General features: G+C 54.2%; 16 protein-coding genes and 2 pseudogenes. 6 read left to right on the forward strand and 12 right to left on the reverse strand.

The window, feature by feature from the left end:
• Positions 1 to 12: 12 nt before the first annotated feature.
• The 4 genes from SD70_RS00770 to SD70_RS00790 form a co-directional block, all read right to left on the reverse strand.
• The gene (locus SD70_RS00770) at positions 13 to 249 is read right to left on the reverse strand and encodes a hypothetical protein (protein WP_041044788.1); all 237 of its coding nucleotides are present in this window, start codon (positions 247 to 249) and stop codon (positions 13 to 15) included.
• Between the two features lie 254 nt (positions 250 to 503).
• Positions 504 to 1,334 (reverse strand): carbohydrate ABC transporter permease, encoded by an 831-nt coding sequence (locus SD70_RS00780; RefSeq protein WP_052486907.1) that lies wholly within the window; start codon positions 1,332 to 1,334, stop codon positions 504 to 506.
• Positions 1,334 to 2,215, reverse strand: a complete 882-nt coding sequence (locus SD70_RS00785) for a carbohydrate ABC transporter permease (RefSeq protein ID WP_041044790.1) — start codon at positions 2,213 to 2,215, stop codon at positions 1,334 to 1,336. Before SD70_RS00785 ends, SD70_RS00780 begins: the two co-directional genes overlap by 1 nt.
• Positions 2,216 to 2,222: 7 nt before the next feature.
• Positions 2,223 to 3,608: an ABC transporter substrate-binding protein gene (locus SD70_RS00790; RefSeq protein ID WP_082053023.1), complete on the reverse strand. Its 1,386-nt coding sequence runs from the start codon at positions 3,606 to 3,608 to the stop codon at positions 2,223 to 2,225.
• 190 nt (positions 3,609 to 3,798) lie between these two features.
• On the opposite strand from SD70_RS00790, the gene SD70_RS00795 reads away from it, so the two are divergent.
• Complete coding sequence (locus SD70_RS00795) at positions 3,799 to 4,473, forward strand: L,D-transpeptidase family protein (RefSeq protein ID WP_041044880.1); 675 nt, start codon at positions 3,799 to 3,801, stop codon at positions 4,471 to 4,473.
• Between the two features lie 722 nt (positions 4,474 to 5,195).
• Here the strand turns inward: SD70_RS00795 and SD70_RS00800 are convergent.
• A complete protein-coding gene (locus tag SD70_RS00800; protein WP_041044791.1) occupies positions 5,196 to 5,903 on the reverse strand; it encodes a hypothetical protein in 708 nt (235 codons plus the stop codon).
• A 292-nt stretch (positions 5,904 to 6,195) separates the two neighbouring features.
• Between SD70_RS00800 and SD70_RS00805 the strand changes: the two genes are divergently transcribed.
• Both SD70_RS00805 and SD70_RS00810 read left to right on the forward strand, forming a co-directional pair.
• Positions 6,196 to 6,975, forward strand: coding sequence for a gluconate 2-dehydrogenase subunit 3 family protein (locus SD70_RS00805; RefSeq protein WP_041044792.1), 780 nt, complete (start codon positions 6,196 to 6,198; stop codon positions 6,973 to 6,975).
• Positions 6,976 to 6,989: 14 nt separating this feature from the next.
• Positions 6,990 to 8,704: pseudogene (locus tag SD70_RS00810) on the forward strand (GMC family oxidoreductase).
• Positions 8,705 to 8,854: 150 nt separating this feature from the next.
• Here SD70_RS00810 and SD70_RS00815 read toward each other — a convergent pair.
• Positions 8,855 to 9,058 carry a twin-arginine translocase TatA/TatE family subunit gene (locus SD70_RS00815; RefSeq protein ID WP_041044793.1) on the reverse strand — a complete coding sequence of 68 codons (204 nt, stop codon included), beginning with the start codon at positions 9,056 to 9,058 and terminating at the stop codon, positions 8,855 to 8,857.
• Between the two features lie 27 nt (positions 9,059 to 9,085).
• Positions 9,086 to 9,814, reverse strand: a complete 729-nt coding sequence (gene tatC / locus SD70_RS00820) for a twin-arginine translocase subunit TatC (RefSeq protein ID WP_041044794.1) — start codon at positions 9,812 to 9,814, stop codon at positions 9,086 to 9,088.
• A 219-nt stretch (positions 9,815 to 10,033) separates the two neighbouring features.
• Here tatC and SD70_RS00825 point away from each other — a divergent pair, with 219 nt between their 5' ends.
• Positions 10,034 to 10,402 (forward strand): c-type cytochrome, encoded by a 369-nt coding sequence (locus tag SD70_RS00825; RefSeq protein WP_041044795.1) that lies wholly within the window; start codon positions 10,034 to 10,036, stop codon positions 10,400 to 10,402.
• 181 nt (positions 10,403 to 10,583) lie between these two features.
• Entirely contained in the window at positions 10,584 to 10,796 is a 213-nt protein-coding gene (locus tag SD70_RS00830) for a hypothetical protein (protein WP_041044796.1), read from the forward strand.
• A 139-nt stretch (positions 10,797 to 10,935) separates the two neighbouring features.
• On the opposite strand, the gene SD70_RS00835 is transcribed toward SD70_RS00830, so the two are convergent.
• Complete coding sequence (locus tag SD70_RS00835) at positions 10,936 to 12,354, reverse strand: arsenic transporter (RefSeq protein WP_082053024.1); 1,419 nt, start codon at positions 12,352 to 12,354, stop codon at positions 10,936 to 10,938.
• A 59-nt stretch (positions 12,355 to 12,413) separates the two neighbouring features.
• Positions 12,414 to 13,454, reverse strand: coding sequence for a YeiH family protein (locus SD70_RS00840; protein ID WP_041044797.1), 1,041 nt, complete (start codon positions 13,452 to 13,454; stop codon positions 12,414 to 12,416).
• A gap of 172 nt (positions 13,455 to 13,626) precedes the next feature.
• Between SD70_RS00840 and SD70_RS00845 the strand changes: the two are divergent.
• A pseudogene (locus SD70_RS00845) lies at positions 13,627 to 14,507 on the forward strand (LysR family transcriptional regulator).
• Positions 14,508 to 14,702: 195 nt separating this feature from the next.
• Here the strand turns inward: SD70_RS00845 and SD70_RS32660 are convergent.
• The 3 genes from SD70_RS32660 to SD70_RS00855 are packed head-to-tail and all read right to left on the reverse strand — an operon-like array spanning position 14,703 to position 16,410.
• A complete protein-coding gene (locus SD70_RS32660; RefSeq protein WP_331436703.1) occupies positions 14,703 to 15,089 on the reverse strand; it encodes a carbohydrate ABC transporter permease in 387 nt (128 codons plus the stop codon).
• On the reverse strand, positions 15,050 to 15,535 hold the full coding sequence (locus SD70_RS32665) for a carbohydrate ABC transporter permease (protein WP_052486909.1): 486 nt from the start codon (positions 15,533 to 15,535) through the stop codon (positions 15,050 to 15,052). The genes SD70_RS32660 and SD70_RS32665 overlap by 40 nt, the downstream gene beginning before the upstream one ends.
• Positions 15,532 to 16,410, reverse strand: a complete 879-nt coding sequence (locus SD70_RS00855) for a carbohydrate ABC transporter permease (protein ID WP_041044798.1) — start codon at positions 16,408 to 16,410, stop codon at positions 15,532 to 15,534. Before SD70_RS00855 ends, SD70_RS32665 begins: the two co-directional genes overlap by 4 nt.
• Positions 16,411 to 16,483: the final 73 nt, after the last annotated feature.

Here is a 16,483-nt window from a genome sequence, read left to right on the forward strand (position 1 = left end):
GTTTTTTCAGCGTCATGCGCGGCGGCGCTTGCGGCGCCTGAACACGAGCACGTTTCCTCTGAACGCTACAAGCACAAAACCGCTCCGCAGCAAACAATTGACCGCGGGAATTAACCGCTTGCCGACGACTAACAGCCGCAGGCAAGGAGCGGCGCTGCCGACGATGCGGACCGCCGCGATTGTCCTCACGCCGGTTATCGGCTCCCGGGCAAACCGGATGGTCACTGTATCGATTCTGCGCAATATCATGATGATCCCTCGCTTTCTATGAATCTATTACATTCATATGCGAGAGAATCATAGAATGCCCCGGCACCCGCCACGGGACCGCGAAGCAATCCCGGCGCCTCGCCCCGGTCGACGAGGACGAACGGATAGCCGCGCAATTTCAGCAGCAAAATTTCTTCGTTATACGTTTCCGCATCGACCGGTAAAATGAATTTGCAAATAAAGCGGCTGCCGGTCATGCTTCATAGCGAGGCCCAACCATTCAAAGCACAGCATTATCCTTTCACCGCCCCTTGGGTTAATCCTTCCACGATAAATTTTTGCGCCAGGGCAAACAAAACGATCGTCGGCAGCACCGAGAGCACCGTACCGGCGGACATCGCGCCCCAATCGACGTTGAATTTCAGCACGAACGAATTCATGGCGACGGGCAGCGTCTTGAGCGCTTCGTTATCGATAAACATGACGGCCAGAAACAGCTCGTTCCAATTTTGCACGAATGCGAAAATGAACATCGAGGAGATGCCGGGCAGCATGATCGGAATAATGACCCGCAGCAATGCCGACAGCTGGGAGCAGCCGTCGATCATCGCCGCCTCCTCCAGATTGGACGGAATGCGCTGAAAGAAGCCGCGCAGCATAATGGTGGAGAACGGAATCAAGATGACAGTGTACATCAAAATCAAGGAGATGCGCTGATTCAGCAGGTGCATGCTGGACATCATCATGTACAGCGGCGCCAATGAAATAAAGCCAGGCAGCATTTGCGTCACGAAAAAGCCGAGCATAATTTGCCGGTGCCCGCGGAAGCGAAACCGCGCCAGCACGTAGGCGCTGCAAATGGCGATCACCATCACGATCAGCGCCGAAGTAACGGAGACGAGCAAGCTGTTGGCGATATACACGCCGAATTTGGACACTTTGAAAATGTTCACGTAATTTTGCAGCGTCAAGTGCTCCGGCCAGTACCGGACCGGCAAGCTGAAAATTTCTTTCTGCGGCTTGAGCGAGGTGATGACGATCCAGTAAAGGGGGAACACCATCACCAGAACATAGAAGGAAAGGAAGGCGACCTTCATGATCCGATAGCCGTACCGCCGTCTCATTAAAAGTCACCCACTTTCTCCGACTTCGTCACCATCAAATAGAACAGCGTGTACAGAAACAGGATGACAATCATGATGACGCCGACGGCCGAAGCGGCTCCGTAATCGCCGTCATAAATGATTTTATTCAGCATGAACGACGACAAAATGTGCGTCGCGCCGGCCGGGCCGCCGTTCGTCATGCCGTAAATAAGCGTCGGATCGTTGAAAATCCATATGACCCGCAGCAGCGTTGTGGCGATAATCGTCGGCATAATGTACGGGATCGTCACGTAGAACAGCTTGCGATAGCCGTTCGCGCCGTCGATGCTCGCCGCTTCGTACAGCTCGGAAGGAATCGACTGCAGGGCGGCCAGCAGCATAATCGTGAAAAAGGCGATCCCGTACCAGACGTTGGCCGTAATGACGGACGCCATCGCCCATTTCGGATCCGACAGGAAGCCGATCCGGTTGTGAATGAGGCCGAGCCGCAGCAGCAGGTCGTTGATGACGCCAATTTGCGAATTGAACAGCCATTTCCAGATGAGACCGATCAGGAAGCCGGACAACGCCCAAGGATAAAAAATAAAGCCCTGATAGACGCCCCGTCCCCAAAACCGTTTGTTCAGCACGAGCGCAAGCATAAACCCGAGCAGAAACTGCAGAAGCAGGGAGCAGAACACCCAGTACACGCTGTTTTTCAGCGCCGCCAAAAATTGCGGATCTTTGAAAGCATCCGCAAAATTTTGCAGGCCGACGAAGTACACTTGCTTCAGATTGAACAGCTTGTAGTTTTGAAACGCCATCGCTACCCCTTTGAAGAAAGGGTAGTACGTAAAGACAAGGACGAGCAGCAGTGCGGGCAGCAGGCCGGATAGTATGAATTTCTGGCGAGCGCTCACGTCGTCATCACCTTTTCTGATCGAGCCAGAACTTATCCCATTCCTTCAGCACATCGTCCGCCGACCTTTTGTCGAGCAAATAAGACTGTTGGCCTTTCATGCTCACGTCGTTCCAGCTGCCGTTGCCCGGATATTTGAACGGCGGCGTGTACGTGACGTAAACGTCGGCTTTGCTCGTCATGTCGAGCAGCGTTTTGTACGGTCCCGTCTGGAAATACGAGTCGGAGGCGGCCGAAGTGTGGATCGGAATCGTGCCGAACGCTTTGGAGAAGTCCGTATTTTCCTTCGGGCTCGATATGAACGATATAAACTTCCATGCCTCGTTCTTGTGCGCGGAATAGGCGGTTATGCCCCAGCCTCCTGCACCGGTGCTGACGAGCGCCTTGCCGCTTGGGCCGACCGGCATCATGGCCGTGCCGAGCGTTTTCGGGTCCATTTTGTCCTGCAGCACTTTAATCGCATCCGGGTCCTGCAGCAAAATGCCGGTTACGCCCGACGTGAACGCCTGAACCTGGTCCTGGAAGCCCCAGTTGATCGAATCCGGCGGCGACGCCTCTTTGTAAATTTTTTTGTACAGCTCCAGCGCCTGCTTCGCTTCCGGCGTTCCGTAAGTCGTCTTGCCGTCTTTCGTAAAAGGGGCGTCGTCCAGGTTGATGGCCGCGGCGTTATAGTCGTAAATCATCCGGTCAAAGTTGCCGTTCGCTCCCGGGCCGCCGCGGAACGAGAAGCCGTAACGGTTTTGCTTCGGATCGGTAATTTTTTTGGCGTCTTCGTACAGCTCTTCCCACGTTTTCGGCGGGGTCAACCCTTTTTCGTCGAACCAGTCTTTGCGGTAAAACATTTGCCGCTGGTAGAGGGCGTTCGCGATGAAATACAGCTTGCCCTTTGTCGAGCCGACGGCTTTAGCCGTCCCTGACAGCGTCTTGCTGTCGCTCCAGCCGGATGCGAACGAGTCGAGCGGCTCCAAATAGCCGTTATTGACGTACTCGGCGATGTTGAGATCGCGCACCTCCAAAATGTCGAGCTCCTGCTTGGCCGCGAGCATCGTCCTGATCTTGTTGTCGGCCTGGTCGAACGGAGGGGAGATGAGTTCAACGGTGATGTTCGGATTTTCTTTCTGAAACCGGGCAATCATGTCCTGCAGCAGCTTGGTGCGTTCCGGGCTTGTCAAGCTTTCGATCATGCGCAGCGTAACCGGCTTGCCCGCCGCTTCGCCGCTTTTGCCGCCATCTCCGGACGCCGCCTTGCTGTCCGCAGGCTTGCTGTCCGCTGGCGCCGCACCGCCGCCGGAACTTCCCTGATCTGCTCCTTTCCCGCTACAGCCCGCTAAAGCGCCCAGCAGCGTAACGCCGGCAAGCAGAGTCGTCCACCCTTTAACCGCGCCCGTCCCCATGTACATGCCCTCCCAAAATGTACTAAACTATATATCGTCTGCATTGTCTGCATTGTCTTAAGTCAATATATATTCATCCTGGCAAGCCTTTATGTTGTCCGCGGCGCGCAGTTGCGAAGTCATGATTTTCAAAACATTCGGGAACTATAACGAAACGAGCGAAACTAACCACATTTGCGGAGACTTCACCATGAGAAAATTCATTTGCGTGCTCGGGCTGATGTGCATCATTGCGTTAGGCGCCGGGCCCGATTCGCTTATGGCCGCGCCGGGGACGAACAACAACGCCCGCCAGGCCCACATCGTCATCGACCCGTTAAAAAACCGCCTGACGTTATACATCGACGGTTCGGTTTACAAAACGTATCCAATAGCTTTAGGCAAACGGGAAACTCCTACTCCGGTAGGGGATCTGAAAGTCATCAACAAATATAAAAATTGGGGATCGGGGTTCGGCACCCGTTGGATCGGGCTCGATGTACCGTGGGGCACTTACGGCATACACGGCACGAACAGGCCTTCCTCCATCGGCAGGGACGCGAGCCACGGCTGCATTCGGATGTTGAACAGGCATGTGGAGGAGCTGTACGAACTGGTGGACGTCGGCACTCGCGTTACGATAATGGGGCACGTGCTGGGAGAGCCGCAAATGGAAGCAAGGCGGCTGGCCAAAGGGGCGAGCGGTGCCGACGTGCAGCTGATCCAGCATCTGCTGCGCAACGCCGGTTACTTTCACGGCGTTTGCAACGGCAAATTCGGCCCGTCCACGGAACGGGCGCTCAAAGCGTTCGAGCGCGACCATAAGCTCCCTGTGGACGGCGTCATGAGCCAGCACGATTATTTGGAGCTTGGGCTGGTAGAATAAGAAGCTGCGCTTGCGATCTAACGGCAAAGCAGCCACCGGGTCCACTTGGAGGCTGCTTTGTTTGTATGCCGGTACTGTCCGTTGTTTGCTTGCTTGAATTGATCGTTTGGAGGCCGAGGGAGGATAAAGCGAAAATTCAATTTACCCGGATGAACATATCGAATTCGTTTTCACTATCTTCACCTTTAAATCTTTCGTCATATACTTCAAAGCATACATGTCGTATTGTTCGTAATTGTTTGCTGCTAGCCAGTCGAGATGTTGAAACAACCGATGCGAGCATTGCATTACCTGGAATTGCTCCCTCTATTTCGTGCTGAAACCGTCTGTCCCACTCGTTACCTCCGTTTCCTCCCGCTAATTTCGCAGATTTCCATATATTGTCGGCTTGATCCGAGGATTTGATGGTGGTTTACCCGCTATATTGTTCGATACGCACTGTTCCCGCCAAAATAGCGTGAGGATTTCCTGGCTCCCCAAGAAGCAGTGCTGCGCTGCGGATTGGAAATGTAGGTCTGCGGCTTCATTGAACTCGTATTCCTCGACTATGAAAACATGGTGGGAACCAACTTCCGCTCCGCCTTCCCCGGGCAGCGTGAGGATTTCCCGTATCCGTTTCCTGCGCAGCAAAAAAGCCAGCCTCGCACCGTCATGGAGCAGGCTGGCTTCAGCGGCGTCCGGGATTTGCCCGGACGGGTGCGAGCAGACGCGGCGTCCCGCCGCTATTTGCCGCCGGTCAAGGTCAGCTTTAACAAGGTGCGAACGTTGTCCGCCACAGCTTGCGGCGAAACGGACCCCTCGCTGCCGTTCGCCCGAATGCGGCCAATCGTATCGACCGCTTGCGACCCTTCCACTTTGTACACTTTCACATTGCTTCCCAAAAATTGCTTGATTTGCACTTCCGCTGCATCCAAATTGTCGTCGCCCGCCGGGCCGGTGCCCGACGTGCCGACGCTCTTGCCGGGTTCCTGGGTTTTGCCCGACATCCCGCTCGTGCCGCTCAGCACTTGCTGCTGCATGGCATCGTACGTGGAAGAGGCCGGCCGGCGGCTGCCCGTAGCAAGAATGACCATGTCGTCGAGGGCGAGCACTTTCACGTCGCTGATCCCGGCGCCGCTCAGCCTCGATTCCAGGTGGGACGAAAGCCCTTCGCTGTGCAGCCCGGAGCTTCCGATCACGCTGTACACGGAGCTTCCCATTCCGTAGCTTGTCCCGCCGTGCTCGTTCGTCGTGCGCACTTTCGGCGAGCCGACGCTGGGAATGACGGATGCGTCGTTGATATGGGTATGCCCGTCCATGGGCTGGGAAACAGGCGGAGCCGGAGCGGCCGTCTGGGCTTTCACTTGGTTTTGCGCAGCTCTTTGCTGGCAGGCGGGCAAGGCGATCACCGCTGCAAGACCGAGCGCGGTCAGCATCGCAGTTGCTTTCATCGTGCTTCCTCCATTTTGATTTAAGTTTTCAGACTGTCCAAGAAACGCGGAGCGGAGGATGGGGCGGAGAGCGTAGCATGCTTTTGAACTCGTGTTCCGGCCATATTTTCAAATTCGAGGGACACGTATTCAAGGAAGCCGGAGACCCACATTTCCCATCCGCAGCGCAGCCATCGTTTCTCGGGCACCCTGAAGGTTTGTGCTTATATTGCCCTCGTTTGGCATGTATATCCGTCGGTTTTTGGCAAAAAATACAGCATAAGTCGCGACATATTACCGGGAGGTGAATGCAATGGACAATCGTGACAACAATGACAAGCCGGGCAAGCCGAAGGTAGATCAACCTTCCCGCCGCAAGTTTCTGATCAATACGGGATATGTGCTCGGCGGCGCGGTAGTGGGCGGAGCGATCGGCGCTCTCGCCAGAAAGCCCCTGGCGCCGGCACCGGCACCGGCCAAGCCCAGCGCACCGGCGGCGGCCGAGCCGCGAAACTTTAACCGTGCGCTCATGTTTTTCAACCAGGAGCAATTCGGCATTTTGAACGCCGCCGTGGAACGGCTGTTTCCCGCGGACGAGAACGGCCCCGGCGCCAAGGACCTCGGGGTAGCTTATTTTATCGATCACCAGCTGGCCGGCGATTACGGCTTTAACGCGCGGGATTACATGTCGCCGCCGTTTTACGCCGGCGAGAAAGTGCAGGGCTATCAAGGTCGCCTGAAAAGACGGGAAATTTACGAAATCGGCCTGCGCGAAATGGACAACTACAGCCAGGCTCAGTACGGCAAAGGCTTCGCGCAGCTGACCGGCGACCAGCAGGACGCCGTGCTGAAAGCGTTCGAATCCGACCAGGTGAAGCTGACGACGATATCGGCGAGCGGCTTTTTCCGGCAGCTGTTAAGCAACACTTTGGAAGGGGCTTACAGCGACCCGCTGTATGGCGGAAACATCAACATGGCCGGCTGGACGATGCGTAATTACCCGGGAAATCAAATGAGCTACGCCAACATTATTGACAAAGACTTTACGAAAATGCCTCCAAGCAGTCTCCAGGATCATATGACCGCTCATTAGCGAGGAGAGATAACATGGCCAAAACATTGCCAAAAGTAGACGTTGTCATTGTCGGCGTCGGTTGGGGCGGCGGCATCATCGCCTCGGAGCTGACCAAGAACGGCTTGACCGTCGTCGGACTCGAGAGGGGAAAGGAGCGGAAAACGGAAGATTACTACATGGTGCACGACGAGCTGCGGTATGCGCTGCGCTACGAGCTCATGCAGGATTTGTCGAAGGAAACGGTCACGTTCCGCAGCAACGAAAAGATCCGGGCTTTGCCCATGCGCCAGTACGGGTCGTTTTTGATCGGCACCGGTCTCGGCGGGGCGGGGGTGCATTGGAACGGCCAGACGTTCCGCTTCCTTCCTTACGATTTTCAAATTCGCAGCAAGACGGCGGAACGGTACGGCGCGAACAAAATCCTGCGGAAATGTCGATTCAGGACTGGGGCATTACGTACGACGAGCTCGAACCGTACTACGATAAATTCGAGAAAATGGTCGGCATTTCCGGCGAACCGAACCCGCTTGGCGGAAAGCGCTCCGCCGGTTACCCGACGCCGCCGATGAAGAAGACGCCGTCCATGCAGATGTTCATCGATGCCGCGACGCGCCTGAAGCTGCATCCTTATATGATGCCTTCCGCCAACTTGTCGACGGCGTATACGAATCCGGACGGCATCGCCCGCGCCCCATGCCAATATTGCGGCTATTGCGAACGTTTCGGATGCGAGTACGGGGCGAAAGGCGATCCGGTCGTCACCGTCATCCCGGTCGCCAAAAAAACGGGGAAATTCGAAATTCGCACCCATTCGCAAGTAAGACGAATTTTACATACCGGCAACAAAGCGACCGGCGTGCTGTACACGGACGTGACGACAGGCGAAGATATCGAGCAGCCTGCCGACATCGTGGTGCTGACAAGCTATGTGTTCAACAACGTCCGGCTGCTGCTCATGTCCCAGCTCGGCAAGCCGTACGACGCTTCGACGGGGCAGGGCGTCATCGGCAAAAACTACGCTTATCAGGTCACGAAAGGCAACGCCGTCGGCTATTTCGAGAACAAGCAGTTCAACAATTTTGCCGGGGCGGGCGCGCTCGGCACGACAGTCGATGATTACAACGGCGATAACTTCGATCATTCGAACGTCAATTTCATCCACGGCGGGATGATCTCCTTGACGCCGACCGGCTACCGGCCGATCCAGAACAATCCGGTGCCGCCCGGCACGCCGGCTTGGGGCAAAGATTTCAAGGCGAGTTCCATCAAATACGCGAACCGCGCGCTGACGGTAGGCAGCCAAGGCTCGTGCATGTCGTACAAGCACCATTATCTCGACCTCGATCCGACGTATAAAGACGCGTTCGGCGACCCGCTGCTGCGGATCACGTTCGACTTTGAAGATCAGGACCGCGAGCTTGCGAAGTTTTTGGCGCAAAAGAGCGCTGACATCGTGAAGGAAATGGGCGCCAACAACATTAACCAGATGAAGGATCTGGGTCCTTACGATATTACCACCTATCAGTCTACGCACAACACGGGCGGCGTCATTATGGGCTCGGACCCGGCAACGTCGGCCGTCAACACTTATTTGCAAATGTGGGACGTCGACAACTTGTTCGTCATCGGCGCCAGCGCATTCCCGCACAATTCCGGGTACAACCCGACGGGAACGGTCGGCGCTCTCGCTTACCGGGCCGCCGAAGGGATTCTCGCCTACCGGAAAAAGGGCGGCTTGCTCGCCTGACAAGGATAAACGGGTTACGCCTAGGAGGAACCTGCTTCCTTCGTCCTTTAGGACGAACGCGTTTCCCGCAACGGAATCAGCAAAAAAAGACCGGAGAGCGATGCTTGCAGCAAGCGCGTCTCCGGTCTTTTTATTTTGCTATGGTCATTGTCAGAGCAGCTTGCGCGGCCGCTCGCCGAACTCTCCGCTCAGCTCGTCTTTGTCGTCGTCGACGATGCCCTTGGTGGAATTGCGGAACTCCCTGAGCGTATCGCCGAAAGCCCGCCCGAGCTGGGGAAGCTTGGCCGGCCCGAAGACGACGAGAGCGATCAGCAAAATGATGATCAATCCGGAAGCGCCGATATTGTTGAACATGGGAACCTTCTCCTTTGGCTTGACAGTTTAGTTTGGCGCGGCAACGAGACGTTTGCGGTAATACCTGGCGGCGACGGCGGCGCTGACTTCGAACAGCAGCAGCAGCGGGATCGTCACCGACAAGTGCGAGACAAAGTCGGGCGGCGAGATGCAGGAGCCGAGCACGGCGAGCGCGACGTACGCGTATTTCCTCGCCGTTCTCATCCTGGCGGGATTCAGAATGCCGAGCCTTGTCAGAAACAGGATGACCAGCGGCATTTCAAATGCGGCACCGAGCGGGAATACGACGCCAAACAGAAACGAAAAATAGTCGCCGATCCCGTACGTTTCGACCGCCCCGATCGTCCCGTTCATCGATTTCATGAAACGGAGCATCATCGGAAACACTACCCAATAGGCGAACGAGATCCCGGTTACGAACAGGGCGAAAGAGGCAGGGACGTAGAACAGCGTGCCTTTCGCTTCCTGCTCGGTGAGCCCCGGCCGGACGAAAGCCCATAATTGGTAAAGCAGCACCGGAAGCGTGAGCAGCGCGGCGAAGACAAAGGCACACCGCAAGTAGACGAACAGTCCGTCGGTAAAAGAAAATACGTTCCACTCGACGGTTGCCGCTACGGGCTGCGACTTCAAATAGCGCAAAATTTGCGGAGCCGCGTACAGCCCCCCGCACATCGCTGCGAGGAAACAGCCGATGACGACAATGAGCCGCTTTCGGAGCTCGGACAGATGCATGACCAATTCGCTATTTTGTTCCAAGAACAATCACCGTTTTCTCACAAAGACTTAGCGTTCCGAATCCGCGGCGAGGAACATGCTTATTATTTCCAGACGCCGAATAGTTATGCCTGGTCTTTGCTCGTTTACACTTGCCCGATGCCAAATATTTGCTGGCCCCATGCATGCTGTCTGCAATTATGGGCAATCTAACAATGAATGCAAAGCTCATTTCACGACATCAGAATCGTCGGAGGCACTATGAAAAAACTTCAATTATCGGTAGCTGGCCTAGCGATAGCCGTTTGCCTTTCAGGCTGCGGGACCAACCCGGCCCCTGCGCCTGCCGCTCCGGCTCCGGCCCCCGCTGCTCCAGCTCCTGCGCCCGCCGCAGGCGGGACGACGACGGTAGACGCACAGGCGATTTACAAGCAAAATTGCATGAGCTGTCATGGAGCCGACCTGTCGGGAGGCGTAGGACCTAACTTGCAAAAAGTCGGGTCGAGGCTGTCGGCGGATCAAATTACGGCTCAAATTGCCAACGGCAAAGGCGCCATGCCCCCGTTCAAAGGAACGCTGAAGGACCCGGACATTGCCGCTTTGGCTGGGTGGTTAGAAGCGCATAAGTAACATAAAAAACGATGACGGAAGCCGCATAAAACGCGGCTTTTTGTCTTTATGGGATTCGCTTGACCCTAACACCGGTGTCAGGGTTTAGAATGAGATTATCTCGAGAAGAAGGGCGGGCGGAGCTGAAGTAAGGTACCTGAAATGATGTTTCCTATCCAACTGAAAAGGAAGAGAACGCTTTATGGATATTACGCCGCAAGAAAAATCCATGATCAAGGCTTTCCGCGAGACTGGCTTACCGCCTTTATTTGTGCTCATACGAGTCAGAAACGATATTGCAAACGATATTGAAAATGTCGAAGAGAGCCAAAGAGATGTTATTGTTAAAACATTGGAAAAATACATCGGCCCGCTGTGGGAAGACCATCAAGAAGCGAAAACGAACCTAACTTAACAATGCTGCGCCCGATACCGGGGCTTCACAGGGCGAGCAGTGGGCGATTTTAGGCCGGAAGCAAACTGAATGCCTAATTGCACGGCTATTCCGTCCCAGCAAAAAACTGCGCCCGCACGGCGGCGGCGCAGTTTTTTGTTTAGTTTCGCGAAGAAGAGACCTCGCTTTTGCCTTGCTTCGTTCGGGCGAGCGCTTTGGCGGCTGCGGCCAAAGCGATTGCCGTTACGGCGATGATGGCCATCCACAAGACGGCATGATGGCCGGAGCCATGCATGATGCGCAGCCATACATACAGTCCGGTAAGGGTGATAAACAGTGTCGGGACCGTCAGTACAATGCCCGTTTTCAAATAGTTGCCCCACGTAATTTTCACGTCTTTGCGGGACAGCACATGAAGCCAGAGCAGCGTTGCCAGCGAACCGATCGGCGTAATTTTCGGCCCCAAATCGCTCCCGATCACATTCGCATATACCAAAGCCTCGCGGATAGCGCCTTCGGTCGCCGTCCCTTTGACCGCCAGCGCATCGATCATAACGGTAGGCAAGTTATTCATTATCGAGGATAAAATCGCCGCAATGAACCCCATGCCGACGGCGGATGAAAACAAGCCTCGATTGGCGACGGCTTGAATGATGGCTCCGAGCGCATCGATCAGCCCTGCGTTGCGAAGGCCGTATACGACTACGTACATGCCGACCGAAAAAACTACGATCGTCCAAGGGGCTTCTTTCAGGACGCGTTTCGTTTCAATCGCGGGGCTGCGCCGCGCGGCTAACAAGAGCGAACCGGCGGCAAGGCCGGCCACCGCCGATATCGGGACATGAAGGAACGGGCTGGCGAAATACGCCGCCAGCAGCAACACCAGAATGGCCCACGAGAGCCGGAACAGCTTCATGTCTTTGATCGCTTCGCGCGGCGGCTTCAGCTGCGCCGCATCGTAACGGCCGGGGATGGCGCCGCGATAAAACAACATCAGCACCAGCAAGCTCGCCGCCACCGAAAACAAATTCGGCACGATCATGCGGCCGGCGTACTGCCCGAATCCGATTCCGAAATAATCCGCGGAAATAATGTTGACCAAATTGCTGATGACCAGCGGCAGCGATGCCGTATCTGCGATAAATCCGCCGGCCATAACGAACGGCAAAACCGTCTTACTCTCAAAACGAAGCGCCCGCACCATGGCGAGCACGATCGGAGTCAGAATGAGCGCCGCGCCGTCGTTGGCGAACAGCGCGGAGACGGCAGCTCCGAGCAGAATAACGTAAACGAACATGAGCTTGCCGTTGCCTTTCGCCAGCCGCGCCATATGAAGTGCCGCCCACTCGAAAAAACCGATTTCATCCAGCATGAGCGAAATCACAATGATCCCGACGAAGGCGAGTGTCGCATTCCATACAATGCCGGCAACTGTGCCGACATCCGCAAAGCTGACTACGCCGGCGCATAGAGCGAGTACGGCTCCTCCGGCGGCGGACCAGCCGATGCTGAGCCCTTTCGGCTGCCAGATCACCATCGTCAACGTGAGCAAAAAGATAAGAAGCGCAATAAGTGCCATGCATGCCTCCAAGGTTTATTCGAAACATGCAGCTAGTATATAATAGGGCGCTAATATGATCAATTCAATCCGAACAGATGAACAAGGCCGAAGCCCAAGCCCGACAGCAAAACCGAACCGGCGAGCCCCGCGAAGAACGATTTCATGCCGAGGCGGCGGAAGGTTGCGATGTCTACGTTAAGCCCAAGGCCGGCCATCGCCATGGCGATCAGCAAATAAGCCGCTACGACCACTTGATTCGCTGCGGGAGCCGGGATCACACCCAGCGTGTTGATGCCGCTCATCGCCAGAAAACCGAGAATGAACCACGGCATCGGGATCGATTTCCAGCTTGTTTTGGCTGTCTGCCCGTTCTCCATATGCGTCGCCCGGTTTGCCCAGATGCCGATCAGTATGGCTACAGGCACCAGCAGCGCAACCCGCGTCAGCTTGACGATAACCGCCAGATCGACCGCATCTTTCCCGCCGGGCGCCGCTGCAGCGATAACGTGTGCGATTTCATGCAGCGTCGCTCCGGCGAAAATGCCGTAGCCTTTGTCCGACAGTCCGAGCACAGGGAAGAGCAGCGTATACGTCAGGGTGAAAATCGTGCCGAGAATCGCTACCGTGGCGGCGCCAACAGCCGTCTCGTCATCGCTTGCCTTGATCTGCGGCGATATCGCCACGACGGCCGCCGCTCCGCAAATGGCGGTGCCGCAGGCAGTCAGAATGCCGAGTCTTTTATCCACGTGAAAAAGCCGCGTAATGCCGTAAACGACGAAGAGCGCAAACGCAATATTGATGACCGCAATCGCCAGCACCTTCGGCCCCGCCTGCACGATATCCATAAGGTTGAGCCGCATTCCGAGCAGAATGATGCCCAAGCGAAGCAGCTTTTTGCTGGAGAAAGCTATGCCGGCAATCGCCCGCTCCGGCACGCCGATTGCCGCTCTCCAGGCAATGCCAAGCAATATCGCAATGACGAGCTGGCCCATAATGCTTAAGAACGGCAAGCCCGCCAAAAATTTCGCCGTAACGGCAAGCAGCAACGTTAATCCGATTCCTTGCGCAAAACCGAAGCCTTGTTTCTTTCTCAACGGAAGGGCGTATGCCTTTGCCATTGTCCTCACTCCCCTTGTTGTCATCGCGCGCGGGTTTTACGGCTTCACTATACGGCTTCGCATGCGGAATGGGAAATACCGATCTGCTATTCGAATCATGAGAAAAACTTATGATTGGTTTGCCGACTCGGGGGAATGAGTATAGAATGGGAGAAAACAAGGGGGGCTTCGCATGATCGTCGAAACGCTTCGCGTGTTTGTCACGGTGTCGGAGCAGCGCAATTTCTCCCGCGCGGCGGAAATGTTAAACTTGTCCCAGCCGGGCGTCAGCTTGCATATACGCAATTTGGAAAACGAGTTCGGAACCAAGCTCATGCATCGTTCGCCCAAGCATGTCCAGTTGACCGAAGCCGGGGACATGCTATATAGCGCGCGAAACAAATTCTCGCTTTGTATGAGGATGCGAAGCAGGACATTTTCAGGCTGCAGGACAGGGTGACCGGATCGCTCCAGGTCGGGGCCAGCTTCACGATCGGGGAGTACATTTTGCCGCGGCTGCTCGCGGAATTCGCCGGCCAGTATCCGCAAGTCGAGATGAGCGTGACGATCGGCAACACGGAGGAAATCAGCCAGGCTGTGCGGGGAAACAAGCTGGATCTGGGCCTGGTGGAAGGCAGCGTGACGGCGGCCGACCTGATCGTCACCCCTTACATGAAGGACGAAATGATTTTGATCGCGGCCGCCGGCCATCCCCTCGCTTCCCTCCGCATCGCCGGTCTACCGTTGCTGCAAAACCAAGTGTGGGTGCTTCGCGAAAGCGGTTCCGGCACACGCGCTTTCAGCGACCAGTTCATCCGGCAAGCCGGCCTTGCGGTGAAACGGTCTTATGTATTTAACAGCAGTCAAGGGGTAAAAGAAGCCGTAGCCGCCGGACTGGGCATAGCGATTTTGTCCCGGTGGGTTGTGCGCAAAGAACTGGAAGCAGGCGAGATTTGCGAAATCGCCATCAAGGGAAGCCGCTTGGAACGGGACTTTTCGCTGATTCGGAGCAAGGACCATGCGGCAACGATGGCGTGCAGCGTGTTTATACAAAAACTGCTTGGAAGAAGTTAATCCGCGGTTATCGCGCGTACATACCGACGAAGAATCTTTCGAAAGCCTGTCTCTCATAATGAGAACAGGCTGTTTTGTTGGATCCGCTCGATGCGATGGCGCTGCATCAACCGAATGCTTTTTTGTAAATCGGTTGCTCGTACACCTGCTTCCAGAGATCAAAAGGCATATCGTCCGTCACTCTCCCGTCTATTCTCAACCTTTAACCGCTCCTGCAACCAGACCCTGAATGATATATCTCTGCATGAACAGGAAAAATATGATAATCGGAATAATTGAAATTGAGAGCGCTGCCATAATAAATTCCCAGTCATTTGCATAATTACCGAAAAATACGCTGACAGCGAGTGGAATGGTACGGTATTCATTGGAGCTGATCATGACGAGCGGAAGCATGAAGTCATTGTAAACTGCAAGAACTTTAATGATAGCAATTGTTGTCGTAATAGGCATCAAAAGGGGCAGAACAATCCGGAAATACATTTTAAAGGGCCCACAACCGTCTATATGTGCGGATTCTTCCAATTCAACGGGTATTGATTTTACAAAGCCGTGATACAGGAACAAAGCGCTAGGAACCAAAAGCCCCAGTACATGAAGACAAGGCCGTGCAATGTGTTTACCAGGTGGAAATCTTTCGCAACCTTAAGAGCAGGAACCATAATGATTTGAAACGGAATCACCAACGAGGACAGAACGAAATAAAAAATGAACCGGCTGATTTTCCCCGGACTTCGGACGAGTCGGTACGCTGCGGCTGAACTTGCCAACAATACACCGATCACGGAACTTACGGTGACGAGTAAGGAATTGAGGAAGGCGCGAGGATAATTCATCAATACCCAGACCTTCGAGAAATTTTCTAACGTCGGCTCATTCGGCATGGAGACAAGAGATTTCATAACTTCGGGATACGTCTTCACACTATTAATAAGAATTAGAAATATCGGATAAAGTGTGAGTGACGCAAATATGACAAGCAGAAGCTCAAGCGCCAATTTTCCGGCTCCGTATCGCGATGTTCTCATGCCTCTACCTCTTTTCTTTTCAAAATGGCAACCTGAACAACGGAAAACAGAGTCAAAATGAGGAAAAATATGACTGCCTTAGCAGATGCATAAGAGAACAAATCTTTGCTGAAGGCATCCTGGAAAATTTGGTACGAAATGGACTCAGTCGTTCCGTACGGTCCACCCATTGTAAGCGAGTAGTTAATATCGAAAGATTTAAATCCGTTGATGATGGAAAGAAACAGACAAATCGTGATGGAGGGACGGATCAGGGGCAGAACGATGCTCCAAAAGCGTTTTATCCTTCCCGCTCCGTCAATTTCTGCGGCTTCCATCAGTTCATGAGACAGTCCTTGCAGCCCTGCCAAGTAAATAATCATGTAGTAACCGAGAGTATGCCATACTGTAACGATGATAATTGCCCAAAAAGCATATTTCGGCAAAGCTAACCAGCTTGAATGCAAAATGCCGATACCTGTCAGTTCTCCGATTTGCGGAAATAGGCGGGTTATAATAAAATTCCAAATGAAACCGATAATGACCGTCCCCATCACGGTAGGTAAAAAAAACGCCGTACGAAGCAAATTTCTCGACTTCAACCCTACATTTAACGCAACGGCCAATATCAACCCCAAGACGTTAAGCCCGATAACCGTAGCTAATACATATTTCAAGGTGAAAGAGATAGTTCTGGCAAAGTCCGTATCTGTCAAGACGTTTCTGTAATTTTTCCAGCCCACCCAATGCGTATGGCTGTTAATCCCGTTCCAATCTTGAAAAGAATAAATAATCGAACGTATAAAGGGAAGAAATATAAAGAGTAGAAATAAGATTAGCATTGGACCGACAAATGCAATATAAACAAGAGACTTCCGATAAATTTGTTTATTCATGCTGCTGCTCCTTTTAAAAATGCTCTGAAACTGATCAGGACCCGGCTGCTTACATGCCGAGCCCTGATTTTGG

Source organism: Gordoniibacillus kamchatkensis (genome assembly GCF_000829455.1).
Taxonomy (GTDB): domain Bacteria; phylum Bacillota; class Bacilli; order Paenibacillales; family NBRC-103111; genus Gordoniibacillus; species Gordoniibacillus kamchatkensis.

Excerpts from the sequence above, each read along its gene's own strand:
- SD70_RS00770 (WP_041044788.1), bottom strand. The coding sequence starts at position 249 with ATGATATTGCGCAGAATCGATACAGTGACCATCCGGTTTGCCCGGGAG.
- SD70_RS32665 (WP_052486909.1), bottom strand. The coding sequence starts at position 15,535 with ATGAGAACATCGCGATACGGAGCCGGAAAATTGGCGCTTGAGCTTCTG.
- SD70_RS00815 (WP_041044793.1), bottom strand. The coding sequence starts at position 9,058 with ATGTTCAACAATATCGGCGCTTCCGGATTGATCATCATTTTGCTGATC.
- SD70_RS00825 (WP_041044795.1), top strand. The coding sequence starts at position 10,034 with ATGAAAAAACTTCAATTATCGGTAGCTGGCCTAGCGATAGCCGTTTGC.
- SD70_RS00840 (WP_041044797.1), bottom strand. The coding sequence starts at position 13,454 with ATGGCAAAGGCATACGCCCTTCCGTTGAGAAAGAAACAAGGCTTCGGT.
- SD70_RS00835 (WP_082053024.1), bottom strand. The coding sequence starts at position 12,354 with ATGGCACTTATTGCGCTTCTTATCTTTTTGCTCACGTTGACGATGGTG.
- SD70_RS00780 (WP_052486907.1), bottom strand. The coding sequence starts at position 1,334 with ATGAGACGGCGGTACGGCTATCGGATCATGAAGGTCGCCTTCCTTTCC.
- SD70_RS00800 (WP_041044791.1), bottom strand. The coding sequence starts at position 5,903 with ATGAAAGCAACTGCGATGCTGACCGCGCTCGGTCTTGCAGCGGTGATC.
- SD70_RS00795 (WP_041044880.1), top strand. The coding sequence starts at position 3,799 with ATGAGAAAATTCATTTGCGTGCTCGGGCTGATGTGCATCATTGCGTTA.
- SD70_RS00805 (WP_041044792.1), top strand. The coding sequence starts at position 6,196 with ATGGACAATCGTGACAACAATGACAAGCCGGGCAAGCCGAAGGTAGAT.
- SD70_RS00790 (WP_082053023.1), bottom strand. The coding sequence starts at position 3,608 with ATGGGGACGGGCGCGGTTAAAGGGTGGACGACTCTGCTTGCCGGCGTT.
- SD70_RS00855 (WP_041044798.1), bottom strand. The coding sequence starts at position 16,410 with ATGAATAAACAAATTTATCGGAAGTCTCTTGTTTATATTGCATTTGTC.
- SD70_RS00830 (WP_041044796.1), top strand. The coding sequence starts at position 10,584 with ATGGATATTACGCCGCAAGAAAAATCCATGATCAAGGCTTTCCGCGAG.